The 18,116-nt window shown below is 42.2% G+C and carries 16 protein-coding genes and 1 other annotated feature; all 16 genes read left to right on the top strand.

Annotated elements, in window-relative coordinates:
- Positions 1-4: 4 nt before the first annotated feature.
- Entirely contained in the window at positions 5-943 is a 939-nt protein-coding gene (mdh, locus tag AKG37_RS03610) for a malate dehydrogenase (RefSeq protein WP_034320949.1), read from the top strand.
- Between the two features lie 186 nt (positions 944-1,129).
- Complete coding sequence (locus AKG37_RS03605; RefSeq protein ID WP_060697590.1) at positions 1,130-1,858, top strand: response regulator transcription factor; 729 nt, start codon at positions 1,130-1,132, stop codon at positions 1,856-1,858.
- The gene (gene pnpS, locus AKG37_RS03600; RefSeq protein WP_060697589.1) at positions 1,851-3,593 is read left to right on the top strand and encodes a two-component system histidine kinase PnpS; all 1,743 of its coding nucleotides are present in this window, start codon (positions 1,851-1,853) and stop codon (positions 3,591-3,593) included. Before AKG37_RS03605 ends, pnpS begins: the two co-directional genes overlap by 8 nt.
- A gap of 255 nt (positions 3,594-3,848) precedes the next feature.
- Entirely contained in the window at positions 3,849-6,488 is a 2,640-nt protein-coding gene (gene polA, locus AKG37_RS03595; protein WP_060697588.1) for a DNA polymerase I, read from the top strand.
- 25 nt (positions 6,489-6,513) lie between these two features.
- Entirely contained in the window at positions 6,514-7,347 is an 834-nt protein-coding gene (gene mutM, locus AKG37_RS03590; RefSeq protein WP_060697587.1) for a DNA-formamidopyrimidine glycosylase, read from the top strand.
- Positions 7,348-7,521: 174 nt separating this feature from the next.
- A complete protein-coding gene (gene ytaF / locus AKG37_RS03585) occupies positions 7,522-8,154 on the top strand; it encodes a sporulation membrane protein YtaF (protein ID WP_060697586.1) in 633 nt (210 codons plus the stop codon).
- 13 nt (positions 8,155-8,167) lie between these two features.
- A complete protein-coding gene (gene coaE, locus AKG37_RS03580; RefSeq protein ID WP_060697585.1) occupies positions 8,168-8,773 on the top strand; it encodes a dephospho-CoA kinase in 606 nt (201 codons plus the stop codon).
- Positions 8,774-8,945: 172 nt separating this feature from the next.
- Positions 8,946-9,968 carry a glyceraldehyde-3-phosphate dehydrogenase gene (locus AKG37_RS03575; RefSeq protein WP_060697584.1) on the top strand — a complete coding sequence of 341 codons (1,023 nt, stop codon included), beginning with the start codon at positions 8,946-8,948 and terminating at the stop codon, positions 9,966-9,968.
- A 235-nt stretch (positions 9,969-10,203) separates the two neighbouring features.
- On the top strand, positions 10,204-10,584 hold the full coding sequence (speD, locus tag AKG37_RS03570; protein ID WP_003216492.1) for an adenosylmethionine decarboxylase: 381 nt from the start codon (positions 10,204-10,206) through the stop codon (positions 10,582-10,584).
- 182 nt (positions 10,585-10,766) lie between these two features.
- On the top strand, positions 10,767-11,153 hold the full coding sequence (locus tag AKG37_RS03565) for a hypothetical protein (RefSeq protein ID WP_060697583.1): 387 nt from the start codon (positions 10,767-10,769) through the stop codon (positions 11,151-11,153).
- Between the two features lie 4 nt (positions 11,154-11,157).
- Entirely contained in the window at positions 11,158-11,616 is a 459-nt protein-coding gene (gene nrdR, locus AKG37_RS03560) for a transcriptional regulator NrdR (RefSeq protein WP_003216720.1), read from the top strand.
- Between the two features lie 102 nt (positions 11,617-11,718).
- On the top strand, positions 11,719-13,143 hold the full coding sequence (dnaB, locus tag AKG37_RS03555) for a replicative helicase loading/DNA remodeling protein DnaB (protein WP_060697768.1): 1,425 nt from the start codon (positions 11,719-11,721) through the stop codon (positions 13,141-13,143).
- Between the two features lie 16 nt (positions 13,144-13,159).
- On the top strand, positions 13,160-14,089 hold the full coding sequence (gene dnaI, locus AKG37_RS03550; protein WP_024425710.1) for a primosomal protein DnaI: 930 nt from the start codon (positions 13,160-13,162) through the stop codon (positions 14,087-14,089).
- Positions 14,090-14,122: 33 nt separating this feature from the next.
- A complete protein-coding gene (locus AKG37_RS03545) occupies positions 14,123-14,761 on the top strand; it encodes a TVP38/TMEM64 family protein (protein WP_060697767.1) in 639 nt (212 codons plus the stop codon).
- A gap of 60 nt (positions 14,762-14,821) precedes the next feature.
- The gene (gene ytxC / locus AKG37_RS03540) at positions 14,822-15,691 is read left to right on the top strand and encodes a putative sporulation protein YtxC (RefSeq protein ID WP_060697582.1); all 870 of its coding nucleotides are present in this window, start codon (positions 14,822-14,824) and stop codon (positions 15,689-15,691) included.
- 43 nt (positions 15,692-15,734) lie between these two features.
- Positions 15,735-15,982, top strand: a binding site (T-box leader).
- Positions 15,983-16,027: 45 nt separating this feature from the next.
- Complete coding sequence (gene thrS / locus AKG37_RS03535; protein WP_060697581.1) at positions 16,028-17,968, top strand: threonine--tRNA ligase; 1,941 nt, start codon at positions 16,028-16,030, stop codon at positions 17,966-17,968.
- Positions 17,969-18,116 lie beyond the last annotated feature (148 nt).

Genomic DNA, 18,116 nt, shown 5'->3' with positions numbered 1-18,116 from the left:
GGAAATGGCAAACAAGCGTAAAAAAGTATCTGTTATCGGAGCAGGTTTTACCGGAGCAACTACAGCATTTCTAACAGCTCAAAAAGAATTAGCGGATGTCGTATTGGTCGATATCCCGCAGCTTGAGAACCCAACAAAAGGGAAAGCTCTTGATATGCTGGAAGCAAGCCCTGTTCAAGGCTTCGATGCGAACATTACAGGCACTTCTAACTACGAAGATACAGCCGGTTCTGATGTCGTGGTCATTACGGCAGGAATTGCAAGAAAGCCGGGAATGAGCCGTGACGATCTCGTGTCAACAAATGAAAAAATCATGCGTAGCGTGACACGCGAAATCGTTAAATATTCTCCAGAAGCCATTATTGTTGTGTTAACAAACCCTGTTGATGCAATGACATATGCAGTTTATAAAGAATCAGGATTACCAAAAGAAAAAGTCATTGGACAATCAGGCATTCTTGATACAGCACGTTTCCGTACGTTCGTTGCTCAAGAATTAAACCTATCTGTTAAAGATGTGACGGGCTTTGTCCTTGGTGGACATGGCGATGACATGGTTCCGCTTGTTCGTTACTCTTATGCAGGCGGTATCCCGCTTGAAACATTGATTCCAAAAGATCGCATTGATGCGATTGTTGAAAGAACAAGAAAAGGCGGCGGCGAAATCGTGAACCTATTAGGTAACGGTAGTGCCTATTATGCACCTGCTGCTTCACTAGTAGAAATGGTTGAGGCGATTCTAAAAGATCAGCGCCGCGTCATGCCAACGATTGCATACCTCGAAGGTGAATATGGCTACGAAGGCATTTACCTTGGTGTACCAACAATCGTAGGTGGAAACGGCCTTGAGCAGATCATTGAGCTTGAACTGACAGAAGAAGAAAGAAGTCAGCTTGACCGTTCTGTTGAATCTGTTAAGAACGTCATGAAAGTATTGTCTTAATATGAATAAAAAAGGAGGCTTCTCTTATGAGGAGCCTTCTTTTTGTTTACAAAACAAATCTTTCGAAATTTTAAATTGTCCTCTTGTTAAGCTTTCGTTAAAATGAAAGAGAAAGCATGACTTCTCGCTTTTCACATAAGATACAAAAAAACGGATGCAGGGGAAATCACTAATTGGAGGCACAACATGAATAAAAAAATATTAGTTGTGGATGATGAAGAATCGATTGTAACACTTCTTAGCTATAACCTTGAAAGGGCAGGCTATGATGTCGTCACAGCAAGAGACGGGGAAGAAGCGCTTGAAAAAGCAGCAAGTGAACAGCCTGATCTCATCATATTAGATTTAATGCTTCCGAAGATGGACGGCATTGAAGTGTGCAAACAACTGAGAATTCAAAAAATGATGTTCCCTATTTTAATGCTGACAGCAAAGGACGATGAATTTGACAAGGTGCTCGGTCTTGAACTTGGCGCCGATGATTACATGACAAAGCCATTTAGTCCTAGAGAAGTGGGTGCTCGGGTAAAAGCCATCTTGAGAAGAGCGCAGCAATCTCAGCCTGCCCCTACACAAGAGGAGAAGGAAGAGTTCATTGCAGACCAAATCAAAATTGGAGAACTGCGCATTTTACCAGAACACTACGAAGTCTATTTCCAAGAAGAACGTCTAGAACTTACGCCAAAGGAATTTGAACTGCTGCTCTATTTAGCCAAGCATAAAGGGCGTGTTCTCACACGTGATCTACTGCTAAGTGCCGTTTGGAACTATGACTTTGCAGGTGACACTCGTATTGTGGATGTACATATCAGCCACTTACGAGACAAAATTGAAAAAAATACGAAAAAACCAACATACATTAAAACCATTCGCGGCTTAGGCTACAAATTGGAGGAGCCAAAGCCAAATGAGTAAAATGAGAACCCGCTTATTTTCGGGACTTATTTTCCTCCTTTTTATTGTGTTTGTTGCACTGGGCCTTTTTTTGGATCACATGTTCCATGTTTTTTATGAAACAAAATTAACGGAACGAATGGAAAATGAATCGAGCTTTCTTCTTTCTTCCATGAATGGTGATGATCTGCAGGCGAAGCAAAACAAGGAGGTCCTTAATCAAGCAAAGCAGCATCTCGATATGAATGCGTCGATTGTGGATCTAAAGGGGAATATCATACATACAACGGGTCAAGCAGAGCAAAGGGGCATCATTCAAGACACATTGAATAATGAACGCCTTCAAACAGAAGGAGTCGTCATTGAGGATGAGAAGGTTGCGCTGTTTCATTACGCAGTCCCTATACTGAAACAAAACGAACCGGTAGGCTATTTATTTCTCCATGCGTCATTCCAGCCTTTAAATGAAATTGATGGCCAGCTTTGGCTCGCATTAGCCGTATGTCTTGGCTCGGCAATTATTATTATCGTTTTCTTTGGATACCGTATGTCGATGAAATATGTAAAACCGATAGATTATGCCACAAAGGTAGCCAAACAGCTGGAACGCGGGAACTATGATACGAATCATTATGAAGAGCTGATCATTGAAACAAGTGAGCTTAATACATCCATGAAGCGTCTGGCAGAAAGCCTTCAGGAAATGACAAGTACTGGGGAAATGCAGAGAGACCGTCTGCAAACAGTCATTGAAAACATCGGAGCAGGGATTATTTTGATTGATAAAATGGGTTATATCAACCTAGTCAATCGAACCTTCCGTAAGCAGTTTAAGGTGCAAAAGCACATTTACATGCACAAGCTGTATCATGAAGCGTTTACACATGAAGAGATTATTGAGCTGATTGACGAAATTTTTATGACAGAAACGAAGGTGCGGAAGTTTTTACGCCTAGCGGTTGACATTGAACGCCGCTATTTCCAAGTGGATGGTGTCCCCATTTTAAGTACAGACGATGAATGGAAAGGAATTGTCCTTGTATTTCATGATGTGACAGAAACAAAGCAGCTAGAGCAGATGCGAAAAGATTTCGTTGCTAATGTATCTCACGAATTAAAGACACCGATTACGTCAATAAAAGGGTTCTCCGAAACTCTTCTTGATGGAGCGATTGATGACAAAGAAGCACTGACACAATTTCTCTCAATTATTCTAAAAGAGAGTGTCCGCCTAGAAACTCTCATACAAGATTTACTCGACCTTTCTAAAATCGAACAACAGCATTTTAAACTGAATATTCAAGACGCCAATGCGACAGAAATCATCCAAGAGATTGAAGTGCTCTTAAAACAAAAGGCCGCAGAAAAAGGGGTACAATTACAAGTGCGTGTCCCAAAAGAGCCGGCCTATGTGATGGCAGACCCGCTGAGATTGAAGCAAATCTTCCTCAATCTCGTGAATAATGCCCTTACCTATACCCCAGAGGGGGGGAGTGTCACCATCTCGGCAAGACCGCGGAAAGGCGCCTATGAATTTGATGTAGCAGATACAGGAATCGGTATGAAGAAAAGTGAGATTCCAAGAATATTTGAGAGATTTTATCGAATTGATAAAGATAGAAGTAGAAATTCAGGCGGTACAGGGCTTGGTCTTGCTATTGTCAAACACCTTGTCGAGGCGCATGAAGGGACGATTTCAGTCCATAGCAAACAAGGCAAAGGAACGACTTTTACAGTGAGCCTGAGATCGACATAGAGAAAAAAGGAAAGACACGTTAAAATTTACATGATCTTTACAATGAATTCATGCTCAGTTAAACAATCATTGGTAGGATGAATAGGAACCCCTTCATCCAAGGAGCCAATTATGTAAGGACGAAAACACTTGTTGTTTTCGTCCCTTTTTTTATGCGGGTTCGACTATTTTCTTTTCAAAATAAACTTTGATAAAATGATGATACAATGTGTGAAAGAGACGGCTGGATTTGCTCAGCCGATGGAGGATTAAAACATGACAGACAAAAAGAAATTAGTACTAGTGGATGGAAACAGTCTCGCTTATCGAGCTTTTTTTGCTTTGCCGCTATTATCAAATGATAAAGGTGTACATACAAACGCCATTTATGGCTTTGCGATGATTCTGATGAAGATGCTTGAGGACGAGAAACCAACCCATATGCTCGTCGCATTTGATGCGGGAAAAACAACGTTCCGCCACGAGACATTTAAAGAATATAAAGGTGGAAGACAAAAAACGCCGCCAGAGCTGTCAGAACAAATGCCGTTTATTCGTGAACTATTGGATGCCTATCAGGTGAAAAGGTACGAGCTTCCTCAATATGAGGCAGATGATATTATCGGTACATTGGCTGTGGAGGCAGAAAAAGACGGCTTTGAAGTCAAAATTTTCTCAGGAGATAAAGACTTAACGCAGCTTTCAACAGATCATACGACGGTGGCTATTACGAAAAAAGGCATCACAGAAGTAGAATATTACACCCCGGCTCATATTGAAGAGAAATATGGCCTTCGCCCAGATCAAATCATCGATATGAAAGGTTTGATGGGAGATTCCTCTGATAATATCCCAGGAGTGCCAGGTGTAGGTGAAAAAACAGCGATTAAATTGTTAAAGCAGTTTGAAACGGTTGAGAACCTGCTTGAACATATTGATGAGGTTAGCGGGAAAAAGCTAAAAGAAAAGCTTGAAGAATATCAAGAGCAAGCGGTGATGAGTAAAAAACTCGCAACGATTCTTGTAGAAGCGCCAATTGACGTATCAAGTAAGGATCTCGCATATGAAGGCCCTCACATGGAGCAAGTGATCTCTCTTTATAAAGAGCTGGGCTTTCAAACGCTGCTAGAGCGCCTAGGAGAAGCACCAGAAACAGGTGAACAGGTCGAAGTAGAAGCATTAGAAGTGAAAAAAATGACAGATGTAACAGATGAGATGCTCACAGACCATGCGGCGCTTGTGGTAGAGCAGCTTGGAGATAATTATCATGAAGCGGATTTGATCGGTTTTGCGATCCATAATGAAAACGGTGCGTTTTTTATCACAAAAGAAGATGCGCTTCAATCAAACGTATTCAAACAATGGGCACAGGATGAAACGAAAAAGAAATGGGTCTTTGATTCAAAAAGAGCTGTTGTCGCCCTTAGATGGCATGATGTCGATCTAAAGGGTGTCGATAACGATGTCCTCCTCGCCTCTTATGTCGTCAACCCTCAGAAATCCTATGAGGACGTTGCAAGTGTAGCGAAGGAATATGGCCTCAATATCGCTCTTTCTGATGAAAAAGTGTACGGAAAAGGAGCGAAGCAGGCGATTCCACCTGAAGATGAACTGAAGGAACATCTTGGACGAAAAGCTGCGGCGATCTCTGCTCTGCATGATTTAACACTTGAAGCGTTAGAAAAAAATGATCAGCATGAACTGTACGAAGATTTAGAGCTCCCGCTTGCCCTCATCTTAGGTGAAATGGAATCCCTTGGAGTAAAGGTAGATATTGAGCGCTTAGAAAAAATGGGTGAAGAATTAACGAAGAAGCTCAAAGAATATGAAGAAACCATTCACCGCTTAGCAGGAGAAACATTTAACATCAATTCACCTAAACAGCTTGGTGTGATTCTCTTTGAAAAATTAGGTCTTCCGATTATCAAAAAGACAAAAACAGGCTACTCCACGTCTGCGGATGTTCTTGAAAAGCTTGAAGATAAACATGAAATCATTCGGTCCATTCTGCATTACCGCCAAATTGGCAAGCTGCAATCGACCTATGTGGAAGGCTTAATGAAAGTAACGCGCAAAGATACCCATAAAGTTCATACAAGATTTAATCAAGCGCTCACGCAAACAGGAAGATTAAGCTCAACAGATCCAAACCTTCAAAACATCCCGATTCGTTTAGAAGAAGGACGGAAGATTCGTCAAGCATTCGTTCCATCAAAAGAAGGCTGGCTCATGTTTGCTGCTGACTATTCACAAATCGAGCTGCGTGTACTCGCTCATATTTCTCAGGATGAGAACTTGATCGAAGCGTTTACGCAAGATATGGACATTCACACAAAGACAGCGATGGATGTGTTCCATGTCTCAGAAGAAGAAGTGACCTCCTCTATGAGAAGACAGGCCAAGGCTGTAAACTTTGGTATTGTCTATGGGATCAGTGACTATGGTTTATCTCAAAACCTTGGGATCACCAGAAAAGAAGCAGCCGCATTTATCGAACGCTATTTAACAAGCTTTAAAGGCGTGAAAACATATATGGAAGAAATCGTGCAGGAAGCAAAACAAAAAGGCTACGTCACGACGCTTCTCAAACGTAGACGGTATATTCCGGATATCACAAGCCGCAATTTTAATATCAAAAGCTTTGCGGAACGAACAGCCATGAACACGCCGATCCAAGGCAGTGCCGCTGATATTATTAAAAAAGCCATGATTGATATGGCGAGAAAGTTAAAAGAAGAAAACTTGCAGGCAAATCTTTTATTACAGGTGCACGATGAATTGATCTTCGAAGCGCCAAAAGAAGAAATTGCCATACTCGAAAAAATTGTTCCTGAAGTCATGGAAAATGCACTTCAGCTGGATGTGCCGCTAAAAGTTGATTATGCTTCAGGCCCATCTTGGTACGACGCAAAATAATAGAGAGAAAAAAGGAGCGAGGAGCATGCCGGAATTACCAGAAGTTGAAACCGTCCGGCGCACTCTCAAGCGGTTAGTCGAAGGAAAAACGATTGAAACGGTCGACATCAAATGGCCAAATATCATCAAACGTCCTGGGGAGCCGGAAGAGTTCGCAAGAAGGATGATAGGAGAAACGATACAAACCATTGAAAGAAGAGGGAAGTTCCTACTCTTTCATTTAGACCACTATGTGATGGTCTCCCATTTAAGGATGGAAGGGAAATACCGTGTACATGAAGCGAATGAGCCTTATGATAAACATGTACATGTCGTCTTTACGTTTACAGATGGTACTGAGCTTCGGTATCATGATGTGCGCAAATTTGGCACCATGCATTTATTTCAGCCAGGTGAAGAGGAAAAGGAACTCCCGCTTTCACAGCTGGGGTATGAGCCATTTGATGAACAATTCACACCTGAATATTTATGGGAGCAATTGAAAAAAACATCCCGTGTGGTCAAAACAGCGCTGCTTGATCAAAAGATTGTCGTGGGACTTGGCAATATTTATGTGGATGAGGTCCTGTTTAAATCAGGCATTCATCCAGAAACAAAAGCGAATCAGCTCAGTCTTGAGTCCTGCAAAGTGCTTCACAGGCAAATTATCGATACGCTTCAAGTGGCGGTAGATGCAGGGGGAAGCACGATTCGCTCATATATCAATTCACAAGGCGATATTGGAACATTTCAGCTGCAGCTTCTTGTGTATGACCGGCGGGGAGAGCCCTGCCAAACATGCGGAAGCATCATTGAGAAAACAGTAGTCGGAGGGCGCGGTACTCATTTTTGTGTAACCTGCCAAAAACGTCCTGAATAAAAATCAGCCATCAGCATGCTTCCTTTTTGCTGTGCATACGATAATAAACATTCATTTTTCAGCAAGGTGTAGACTGACACACAGCCCACCTGCTCTTCATATAGTGAAGAAGAGTCTAAGGACGCCTAGAGACTCTTGATCATCGTTGCATGAACAGAAAGGAAGAGTTCAGGTATGATTTCGATTTCGCTCCTGTTTTTAGCTATTGCAGTCAGCATTGACAGCTTTTCTGTCGGCTTTACGTATGGGCTTCGTAAAATGAGAATTCCATTTAAAGCCATTATCATTATTGCATGCTGTTCAGGGATTGTGCTGCTTATTTCCATGCTGATTGGCAGCCTGCTGACGACTTTCCTCCCTGTCTCAGTGACCGATAAACTTGGTGGAGGCATTTTGATCGCCATTGGATTTTGGGTCCTTTATCAATTTTACAGACCAGCGAAAGAACGTGATTTGTTTCTTCATGAAAAGACATTGCTCAATGTGGAAGTACAATCGCTTGGTCTTGTCATTCAAATTTTGCGAAAGCCGACAAGTGCAGATATTGACCGTTCTGGAACGATCAATGGAATAGAAGCGGTACTTCTTGGGATTGCTTTATCCATTGATGCATTTGGCGCAGGAATTGGTGCTGCGATTCTAGGCTTTTCTCCAATTGTCATGAGTATCACAGTGGCCGTGATGAGTTCACTCTTTGTATGTATCGGGCTTCGTGCCGGCCATTACTTGGCAAATTGGCGCTGGATCGATAAACTCGCGTGCTTACCAGGGCTTCTGCTCATATTAATTGGGGTGTGGAAGCTGTAAAGGAGGAAATCAATTGACGCTTGTCATTGGATTAACAGGCGGGATTGCTAGTGGAAAAAGCACAGTCTCGCAAATGATAAAAGAGCAGGGCATCCGGGTTGTAGACGCAGATGTCATTGCAAAAGAAGCGGTTGCCAAAGGAACACCAGCCCTTCATCAAATCGTTCAAACCTTTGGTGAGGATGTCCTCCTGCCAAATGGGGAGCTGAACCGGCAGCAGCTTGGAGCTATCATTTTTTCTGATGAAGAGAAAAGAAAGCAGCTGAATGCGATTGTTCATCCAGAAGTGAGAAAGGAAATGCTCAGACAGCGAGATGAAGGGATTGAGCAGCAAGAAACCTTCATCGTTCTTGATATCCCGCTTTTATTTGAAAGTCAGCTGGAAAGTCTCGTCGACCGCATCATTGTGGTGTATACAACGCCGGAATTGCAGCTATCTCGGCTCATGAAACGAAACGAACTCAGCGAGGAAGAAGCACTGAATCGTATTCACTCTCAGCAGCCTCTTGAGGAGAAATGTAAAAAAGCAGACCGAGTAATAGAGAACACTCAGGATATTGCTTTTATGAGAAAGCAATTGCAGAACATATTAAATGAATGGGAACATACAGATAAGTAAGAGTACATACACGTACTCTTCTTTTTTTATGCTTTTTTCTTATTTCCTTTGAAAAGAACAGCCCTTTTTAGAAAATATACGTTTATATACTGGCAATTACATTCTAATGTGATATACTAATTTCATAAATAATTTTATTGAGTATAACACATAATAGAGGAGTGACCTGTTCATGAAGGTAAAAGCAGCGATCAATGGGTTTGGCAGAATTGGACGCATGGTCTTCAGAAAAGCAATGCTTGATGATCAAATTCAAATTGTAGCGGTGAACGCAAGCTATCCTGCCGAAACGCTAGCACATTTAATTAAATATGATACAAATCATGGACGTTACGAATGCGATGTGACAGCAGAAGATGACGCATTGATTGTGAATGGAAAAAGAGTGCTTCTGCTCAATAATAGAGACCCAAAGCAGCTTCCATGGGGCGAACTTGGGATTGATATCGTCATCGAAGCAACAGGTAAATTTAATGCAAAAGATCAAGCGATGGGCCATATAGATGCTGGAGCGAAAAAAGTCGTTTTAACAGCTCCAGGTAAAAATGAAGACATCACGATTGTAATGGGTGTCAATGAGGATGATCTTGATCCTGAAAAGCACGTCATTATTTCAAACGCATCTTGTACAACAAACTGTCTAGCACCAGTTGTTAAATTGTTAGATGATGAATTTGGCATCGAAAACGGTTTAATGACAACGGTACATGCATATACAAATGATCAAAAAAATATCGATAACCCGCATAAAGATCTGCGCCGGGCAAGAGCATGTGCTCAGTCCATTATTCCAACAACGACGGGTGCGGCTAAAGCGCTTTCTTTAGTGCTTCCGCATATGAAAGGGAAATTACATGGGCTTGCACTTCGTGTGCCGGTTTCCAATGTGTCGATGGTGGATCTTGTTGTTGACTTGAAAAAAGATGTGACAGCAGAAGAAGTAAATGCAGCCTTCTCGAATGCTTCACAAACATCACTTGCTGGTATTTTAGATTACACAGATGAGCCGCTTGTCTCTACAGACTTTAACACGAACCCTTATTCAGCAGTCGTTGATGGACTGACAACGATGGTGATGGAGGATCGAAAAGTGAAGGTTCTTGCCTGGTATGACAATGAATGGGGTTATTCATGCAGAGTGGTTGACCTTGTGAAATTTGTCGGCTCACAGATGAAAGAGCTGTCTGCTGTTTGAAATGAAGAAGACGAACATCCCTTTTCAAGAAATGAGAGAAAATCCCACTAAAAACACAGCTTGCAAAATGAGTCTAAACAAAGTATACTATTTTTCGTGAACTTCTTGTTCGCAGACTCATTCGGGTATACTTAAAGGGTTAGGACCTCTTTGGACTAACTTTCCCCCGTGGTATATGTCCGGTCCGGCTGCTTAGAACTTCACTCTTTCATTCTTGTTTAAAGGGGGGTCCATGATGGAAACAATCGGACGTCACGTTATCTCCGAGCTATGGGGATGCGACTGTGATAAACTGAACGACATGGATTTTATTGAAAAAACGTTTGTAAATGCAGCTTTGAAATCAGGAGCTGAGGTAAGAGAGGTTGCTTTTCACAAATTTGCACCTCAAGGAGTAAGTGGAGTTGTCATTATTTCTGAATCTCATCTGACAATTCACAGCTTTCCTGAACATGGTTATGCGAGCATAGATGTTTATACTTGCGGCGACCTAGATCCGAATATCGCAGCAGATCATATCGGAGATGAATTAGGTGCTGAAACAAGAGAAAACATCGAAATTCCTCGAGGCATGGGACCTGTACAAGTGAAACAGGCACAAGCCAAAGCACTGTAAACATAAAAAAGATTGCAATGGGAGCTGGCCAAAAGCATTAAATGCCTTTGTGTTATGCTCCTTTTTATATTTGTTTGATAAAAAATCCAACATTCCCCAGCTTGTCTATACTTTTGTTCTAGGAAAACAAAGGTTTTTTTTATAAAATAAAGATGAGGCATTATGGCAAAGGGGATACGTGTATGACTTTAGGACAAACGTTCAAGCGGTTCATGTCAAACCATACAGAAACATCTGACGATCATCCAGTGTCAGAATTGAAAAGCCATTACTACAAATCGACGAATGCACAAGTTTTTCAAGCGGTGGAAGCCATTCTTTCCCGAAACGATTTCTATCAAGTGACATCTGTTTCAGCAGAACGAGGTGAAATCAGCGCAAACATACGATTGCCGAAAAAAGCCTTTCTCGTGGCAACTGTTATTTCAATTCGTCCTTTTGAAACAGCTGTCGATTTTAATGTGACAACAGAAACGGCCCTGCCAACAGATTTCGGCTTTAGTCAGAAGGCCGTTCTGTCCCTTTATGATGAACTAGACAAACAACTTCCAAGAATAGATCGGAGCTGATGAAATGAAATGTCCCACATGTCAGCACCTTGGCACAAGGGTGCTTGATTCAAGACCAGTAGATGAAGGGAAATCCATCCGTCGCAGAAGAGAGTGCGAAAGCTGCCAATATCGCTTTACGACGTTTGAAAAATTAGAAGAACTACCACTGATTGTGGTGAAAAAAGAAGGAATTCGAGAAGAATTCAGCCGGGAAAAGATGCTGAGAGGACTCATCAAAGCGTGTGAAAAGCGTCCGGTCGCTTTAAAGCAGCTGGAGGATGTCTGCTTTAATATTGAAAAAGAACTGCGTAATCAAGGCATGTCAGAAGTGAAAAGTGAGCTTGTGGGTGAAATGGTGATGGACGAGCTGGCGAAAATTGATGAAGTGTCTTACGTCAGGTTTGCCTCCGTTTACCGGCAGTTTAAAGATATCAATGTCTTTATTGATGAATTAAAAGATTTATTAAAGAAAGAACGCTAAAAAAGAGCTGAAGATTCTTCATGCTCTTTTTCCTGCGTAAAGCGTAAAACACAAAAAGAGTGTACAATGGAAACAATCGCAATTCATGGGGAGGATCAGCATATGACAGAGCATTGGAAGGAAGTGCTAGCCGTCGATCCGTATGTCGTCAAAAGCGCTTCATTGCTCGGTGACATCGATAGACAGCTCATCACTCTTTTATATCAGCCGCTTATAGGCATGTCCGCTTTCAGCTTATACATGACGCTGTGGGGAGAGCTGGAACAAAATCGTATATGGGGTAAACCTGCACCTCACCGGCAGCTCATGGTCATGCTGCAGACAAATTTAAATGAGATTTTTGATGAACGCTTAAAGCTTGAAGCGATCGGATTACTCCGCACATATGAACAGGAAACGGAAGAGGGCAGACTGTTTACATATGAGCTTGTGCCGCCGCTGAGGCCGGATGAGTTTTTCCAAGATGGTATGCTGAATGTCCTGCTGTACCATCGTGTAGAGAAAGCAAAATACATGCAGCTTCGTGATTATTTCTCCTATCCAGGTGTTCCAGCAGATGCAAAGAACATTTCACGGTCGTTTGAAGAAGTCTTTCACGTATTGCAGCCAGGCGAACGCAAGATGACAGAGGAAATTCATCAGGCGACATCGCTCGATCAAGGCTATGAATATGTGACCGTTGGATCAAGTCAGCCGGCACCGCTCTCTGACGAATCCTTTGATTTTGATCTATTGTTAGCCGGTATGTCTGACATGATGATTCCAAGAAAGGCTTTGACAAAGCAGGTAAAAGAAACGATTAAGAAGCTAGCTGTTGTCTACGGTATCACACCGCTTCAAATGCAAAATATTGTAGCAGGTGCCTGCGGATCGGATCAAATGATCTCAACAGAAGAACTGAGAAAAGCAGCAAGAGACTGGTATCAAATTGAATACAGAGGCGAACAGCCGAAGCTGATTGATCAAAAACAGCCAAGACACTTGCGTCAGGACGCTTCAAAGACGCCGGCGGCAGATACTCCAGATGCTAAATTGATTGAAAAGCTGGATCATATTTCGCCTAGGGAACTGCTAAAAGATATGGCAGACGGCATTGAGCCAACGTATGCCGACTTAAGAATTGTCGAAGATATCATGCTTGAGCAGCAGCTGGAGCCAGGTGTCATGAATGTTCTGATCTACTATACATTACTGAAAACAGATATGAAGCTGTCGAAAACATATATGCAAAAGATTGCCGCTCATTGGGTGAGAAAGAAAATTAAAACCGTAGCTGCGGCCATGAAAATTGCCAAAGAAGAGAATAGACAAATGACGGAGTGGGCGCAGCAGAAAAAGCAGCGCAGCACATATGGATCAGGAAAAGTTGTCCGCGAAGAGAAACTGCCTGACTGGATGAAAGAAACCGAAACGAAAGAACAGCCGGCAAAAGAACAAACGGACAGTCTGTCTACAGAAGACCTTGAACGAGAAAAAGAAAAACTTTTAGATCAGTTTAAAAATATGAAAAAGTACAATGCACATTAAGGTGAGGTGAGATGGGATGAAACCGATCGGTCGTTCATTTGAACAGCTAAAAGGACGAGTAGATTTTCGTGTGAGATACAATCAGATTAAAGAAAGTGTGTTATCTGATGAAGATGTAAAGGCCTTTTTACAGAAGCATCAAGAAGAGATACATGAAGACATGATCAATCGCAGCTTGAACCGGCTATTTGAATATGTGCAGCAGTCGAAGGGCTGCTCTTATTGCTTAGATGACGAGAACGTCAATGCCATTTTAGATGGGTATCACCCGAAGCTTGTGATCAAAGGTCAGAGTATTGATATTGAATATTCCCCTTGTCCAGTCAAGCTGCGGCTCGATAGACAGAAAAAACAGCAAGAGCTGATGAAGAGCATGTATATTCCGCAAAATGTCCTTCAAGCGACGTTCGCTGATCTGAACGTTGTGGGAAGACAAGAGGTCATTCAAAAAGTAGGTCAATTTCTGCAAAGCTATGATGAGACTGGAAAAGGAAAAGGCTTGTATTTACACGGAAAGTTTGGAGTAGGAAAAACATATATACTGGCAGCCATTGCCCAGCAGCTTGCGGAGAAAGAATATCCATCTCTCCTTGTTTACGTGCCTGAATTTGTGAGAGAGTTAAAAAATTCGTTAGCCGATCATACATTAGAAGAAAAGCTGAACATGGTCAAATCCACTCCTATTTTAATGCTTGATGACATTGGGGCAGAATCAATGACAAGCTGGGTGCGGGATGAATTGCTTGGAACGATCTTACAATACCGTATGGCAGAGCAACTGCCGACTTTCTTCTCTTCTAATTTCTCACCAAATGAGCTGAAGCATCACTTTACGTACTCACAGCGCGGGGAAAAAGAAGAGGTCAAAGCCGCCCGTTTAATGGAACGGATTCTCTATTTAGCAGAGCCGGTCTTGCTCGAAGGAGAAAACCGCCGTCATTTATAAAAGCGTATGTCACCTGAAGGAGGAGCAAATGAAATGAACAAAAGAAAATGGCTGCTTTTTCTCGTGATTGGCGTTCTTGCTGCTGTGCTGTGGTGGCTGAACAAACAGCATCTTCAGCTCGCGCCGAAAGATGTGAAGAATTGGGTGCTTCAATTTGGCATGCTGGCTCCCTTTGTTTTTCTTTTCTTATCTCTTTTTCGGCCGTTTGTTCTTGTCCCTATTACGGTTTTTTCGCTGGCAGCAGGTTTGGCATTCGGCAGTGTCCTTGGAACGATTTATGCCCTTGTTGGTGCTACAGCCGGGGCAACAGGCTCCTTCCTGATTGCTTCAACTTTTCGTGCCAAAAAGAAGAAAACGGAATCAAACAGCCGGAAGCTGAAAGCGGTGACGTCCCGCATTCAGGAGCATGGATTTCTTTATATTTTGTTATTGCGTATTGCACCGATTCATTTTGATTTTGTCAGCTATGCGGCAGCCGCTTCGCGTGCGAATTACCGTGCATTTGTGGCAGCCACCTTTTTAGGCTTAATACCGGGTACAGTTGCGTTAAATGTTCTCGGTTCAAGCTTTGTCAGCGGCAATTATGCTGCCTTAGCAGTTGTTTGTTTGATTTATTTGATCTTTATCTCTGTTCCACTCATATTAAAAAGAAAGATGCCTGATTTATTTTAGGCGTCTATTTTTTATGTTCTCCCCATATATATGTAACAGATGTCGTTAGGGGGGACAAACATGCTTGAAATAATCTTTGAAGATGAATATGATACCGCCGCTTTTTTACATCTTGCTGAACACTTGGACAGTCGGCATCACATGTCAATTCAACAAGGGAAAGACCGGCTTCTCATAGAGGCGAAGGAATCAAAAGAAGCACTTGAGCACATTGTGCGGCCATTACTGGTTCACTTTTTTTTGGAATGCAAAGAAAATGAGCGTATGCGCAGCATTCTTGAAAACACCTATTTATTTAAAGATCCAGAAGAACAGCACCAAATTCTTTCCATCGCCCACAGCATTATGAACGGGGATTTAGATGATATTCCCGGCATTCATCAAGAGCCGTCGAGAGAAGCTCTGTTAAAAAAGGAGCTTGAGACGATTTCTTTACAGCAAGGTATTTTTTCAATTGGTTCATTTATGACATTTAGGCTGGCAGAGTATGACCGAAGGCTGAAGAACTATGTTGAAGTATCTATTGAAGAATATAAAATGGAGCAAGAATATCAAAACTTCATTCAATCCCTTCGAGACTATGTGATGGCAAGAGAGCCTAAGCTTGAAAAAGTACATGTTGTGCATCAGGACCGCTTGGTGATTTGGGAATTTCGCTACGCTTCTGAGCGTGATCAAAAACAATACATAGACAGACAGTTTGTAAGAGAGCATCCAATGTATATTGATTCGCAGCTGATTGCACCGCTCGTATCCATTGCACCGCAAAAGATTGACTTATTTACAAATGATACGGGTCACTCGATGGTGCAAACCATTCAAAATATTTTTCAAGAAAGAGTCGAGGTGTTCCCGCCTCATTCGTTCCAAGAGCAGAATGTTCAATTTGTAGATGACCATTTCGACAAGAAAAGTAAAAAGCTTTCTTGATTTTCATGAAAAAACGTTTTATAATACGGTGTAACTGCATACAGAGACCGTATTGATAAGGACATGAACGAATGAATACCCGCTTAAAGAGAGGGAAGCCGCGGCTGAAAGCTTCCTAGTAGAGGACCATTTGCTTTACCACCTTTGAACATCAGCTGTGAACTTTTTAGTAATGGCTGACGGGAATTCCCGTTATCGAAACACAAGCCGTATTTGCTTATGAAAAAGCAAGGTGTAAATACGGGAAAAAGGGTGGAACCACGATTCCGTTTATTCAACCTCGTCCCTTTCCAGGGGGCGGGGTTTTTATATTGCCAAAAAAAGGAGTGACCAGAGATGTCAGAACAAATTCAACTTACATTTCCAGATGGAGCAGTCAAGGAGTTTGACAAAACAGCTACAACAGAAGACATCGCGGCATCAATTAGCCCGGGCCTAAAGAAAAAAGCACTTGCCGGTAAATTGAACGGCAAAGAAATAGATCTGCGTACGCCGCTATTAGAAAGCGGAACAATCGAGATCATCACAGATAAAAGTGAAGAAGCACTCGACATTATGCGTCACAGCACAGCCCATTTACTAGCACAAGCGATCAAACGCCTGTATGGAAAAGAGCATCACGTTCAGTTCGGCGTAGGTCCTGTGATTGAAAATGGCTTCTACTATGATGTAGACATTGATGTTGCCATTACACCTGAAGACTTACCAAAGATTGAAAAAGAAATGAAAAAAATCATTAACAGCAATCTGCCGATTGAGCGTATTGAAGTATCAAGAGAAGAAGCGAAAAAGCGCTTTGAAGCCATTGGTGATGAATTGAAGCTTGAGCTGTTAGAAGCGATCCCAGAAGGTGAAGCTGTCACCATTTATGAGCAGGGTGAATTCTTTGACCTCTGCCGCGGAATTCACTTGCCGTCTACAGGGAAAATTAAAGAGTTCAAACTGTTAAGCCTTGCAGGTGCATACTGGAGAGGCGACAGTAACAACCAAATGCTTCAACGCATTTACGGAACAGCTTTCTTCAACAAAGAAGATTTAAATGAGCACTTACGTCTGCTCGAAGAAGCGAAAGAACGCGATCACCGTAAACTAGGAAAAGAGCTCAAACTGTTTGCGAACTCTCAAAAGGTAGGTCAAGGTCTACCGCTTTGGCTGCCAAAAGGCGCAACGATCCGCCGCGTTATTGAACGTTACATTGTCGATAAAGAAGTGCGTCTTGGCTATGAGCATGTGTACACACCAGTTCTTGCGAATGTCGAATTGTATAAAACATCAGGACACTGGGCGCATTATCAAGATGACATGTTCCCAGTGATGGAAATGGACAACGAAGATCTTGTTCTTCGTCCAATGAACTGTCCGCACCATATGATGATTTATAAAAACGAGCCGCATAGCTATCGTGAATTGCCAATTCGTATTGCAGAGCTTGGTACAATGCACCGCTATGAAATGTCAGGTGCCTTATCCGGTCTTCAGCGTGTTCGTGGTATGACATTAAACGATGCACACATCTTTGTTCGTCCAGATCAAATTAAAGATGAGTTCATCCGCACAGTCCGTTTAATTGAAGAAGTGTATCAAGACTTTGGCTTGAATGATTATACATTCCGTTTATCTTACCGTGATCCAGAAGATACGGAGAAGTATTTCGATGATGATGCAATGTGGAATAAAGCACAATCGATGCTGAAGGATGCAATGGACGAGCTTGGTCATGACTATTATGAAGCAGAAGGCGAAGCGGCATTTTATGGTCCGAAGCTTGATGTACAAGTGAAGACAGCTCTTGGAAAAGAAGAGACATTATCCACTGTACAGCTTGATTTCTTACTTCCAGAACGCTTTGATCTCACATATATCGGAGAAGATGGAAAGCACCATCGTCCAGTCGTGATTCATAGAGGCGTTGTCTCTACAATGGAACGCTTCGTTGCCTTCTTAATTGAAGAATACAAAGGAGCCCTTCCAACATGGCTGGCGCCTGTACAGTTCCAGGTCATTCCGGTTTCACCGTCTGTTCATTTAGACTATGCGAAAAAAGTACAAGAACGTTTACAGCTTGAAGGTCTTCGTGTAGAGCTTGACAGCCGTGATGAAAAGATCGGATACAAAATTAGAGAAGCGCAAATGCAAAAGATTCCGTACATGCTTGTCGTCGGAGATCAAGAAGCAGAAAATGGCGCTGTCAATGTAAGAAAATACGGGGAACAAGATTCAGAAACAATGGATCTCGAAGCCTTTGTAAAACATGCAGTAGCAGAAGCGAAAAAATAATTAGCAGCCAGTGATTCTTTTGAGATCACTGGCTTTTTTCTTTTTGAAAAACATCCTCCACAATTGATCCAATTCTTGAAAAGATACGTTTAGCTAGTACAAAAGTATGGGTAAGTATGTACTAATGGTTCGAGACAAATTGGGGGAA

It is taken from the genome of Bacillus australimaris, assembly GCF_001307105.1.
Lineage (GTDB): Bacteria > Bacillota > Bacilli > Bacillales > Bacillaceae > Bacillus > Bacillus australimaris.
This window is presented reverse-complemented; position numbering and strand designations above follow the sequence as displayed.

Coding starts and splice junctions, on each gene's coding strand:
- AKG37_RS03545 (WP_060697767.1), top strand. CDS start 14,123: ATGAACAAAAGAAAATGGCTGCTTTTTCTCGTGATTGGCGTTCTTGCT.
- mutM (WP_060697587.1), top strand. CDS start 6,514: ATGCCGGAATTACCAGAAGTTGAAACCGTCCGGCGCACTCTCAAGCGG.
- AKG37_RS03605 (WP_060697590.1), top strand. CDS start 1,130: ATGAATAAAAAAATATTAGTTGTGGATGATGAAGAATCGATTGTAACA.
- ytxC (WP_060697582.1), top strand. CDS start 14,822: ATGCTTGAAATAATCTTTGAAGATGAATATGATACCGCCGCTTTTTTA.
- polA (WP_060697588.1), top strand. CDS start 3,849: ATGACAGACAAAAAGAAATTAGTACTAGTGGATGGAAACAGTCTCGCT.
- dnaI (WP_024425710.1), top strand. CDS start 13,160: ATGAAACCGATCGGTCGTTCATTTGAACAGCTAAAAGGACGAGTAGAT.
- thrS (WP_060697581.1), top strand. CDS start 16,028: ATGTCAGAACAAATTCAACTTACATTTCCAGATGGAGCAGTCAAGGAG.
- AKG37_RS03575 (WP_060697584.1), top strand. CDS start 8,946: ATGAAGGTAAAAGCAGCGATCAATGGGTTTGGCAGAATTGGACGCATG.
- mdh (WP_034320949.1), top strand. CDS start 5: ATGGCAAACAAGCGTAAAAAAGTATCTGTTATCGGAGCAGGTTTTACC.
- AKG37_RS03565 (WP_060697583.1), top strand. CDS start 10,767: ATGACTTTAGGACAAACGTTCAAGCGGTTCATGTCAAACCATACAGAA.
- ytaF (WP_060697586.1), top strand. CDS start 7,522: ATGATTTCGATTTCGCTCCTGTTTTTAGCTATTGCAGTCAGCATTGAC.
- pnpS (WP_060697589.1), top strand. CDS start 1,851: ATGAGTAAAATGAGAACCCGCTTATTTTCGGGACTTATTTTCCTCCTT.
- speD (WP_003216492.1), top strand. CDS start 10,204: ATGGAAACAATCGGACGTCACGTTATCTCCGAGCTATGGGGATGCGAC.
- dnaB (WP_060697768.1), top strand. CDS start 11,719: ATGACAGAGCATTGGAAGGAAGTGCTAGCCGTCGATCCGTATGTCGTC.
- nrdR (WP_003216720.1), top strand. CDS start 11,158: ATGAAATGTCCCACATGTCAGCACCTTGGCACAAGGGTGCTTGATTCA.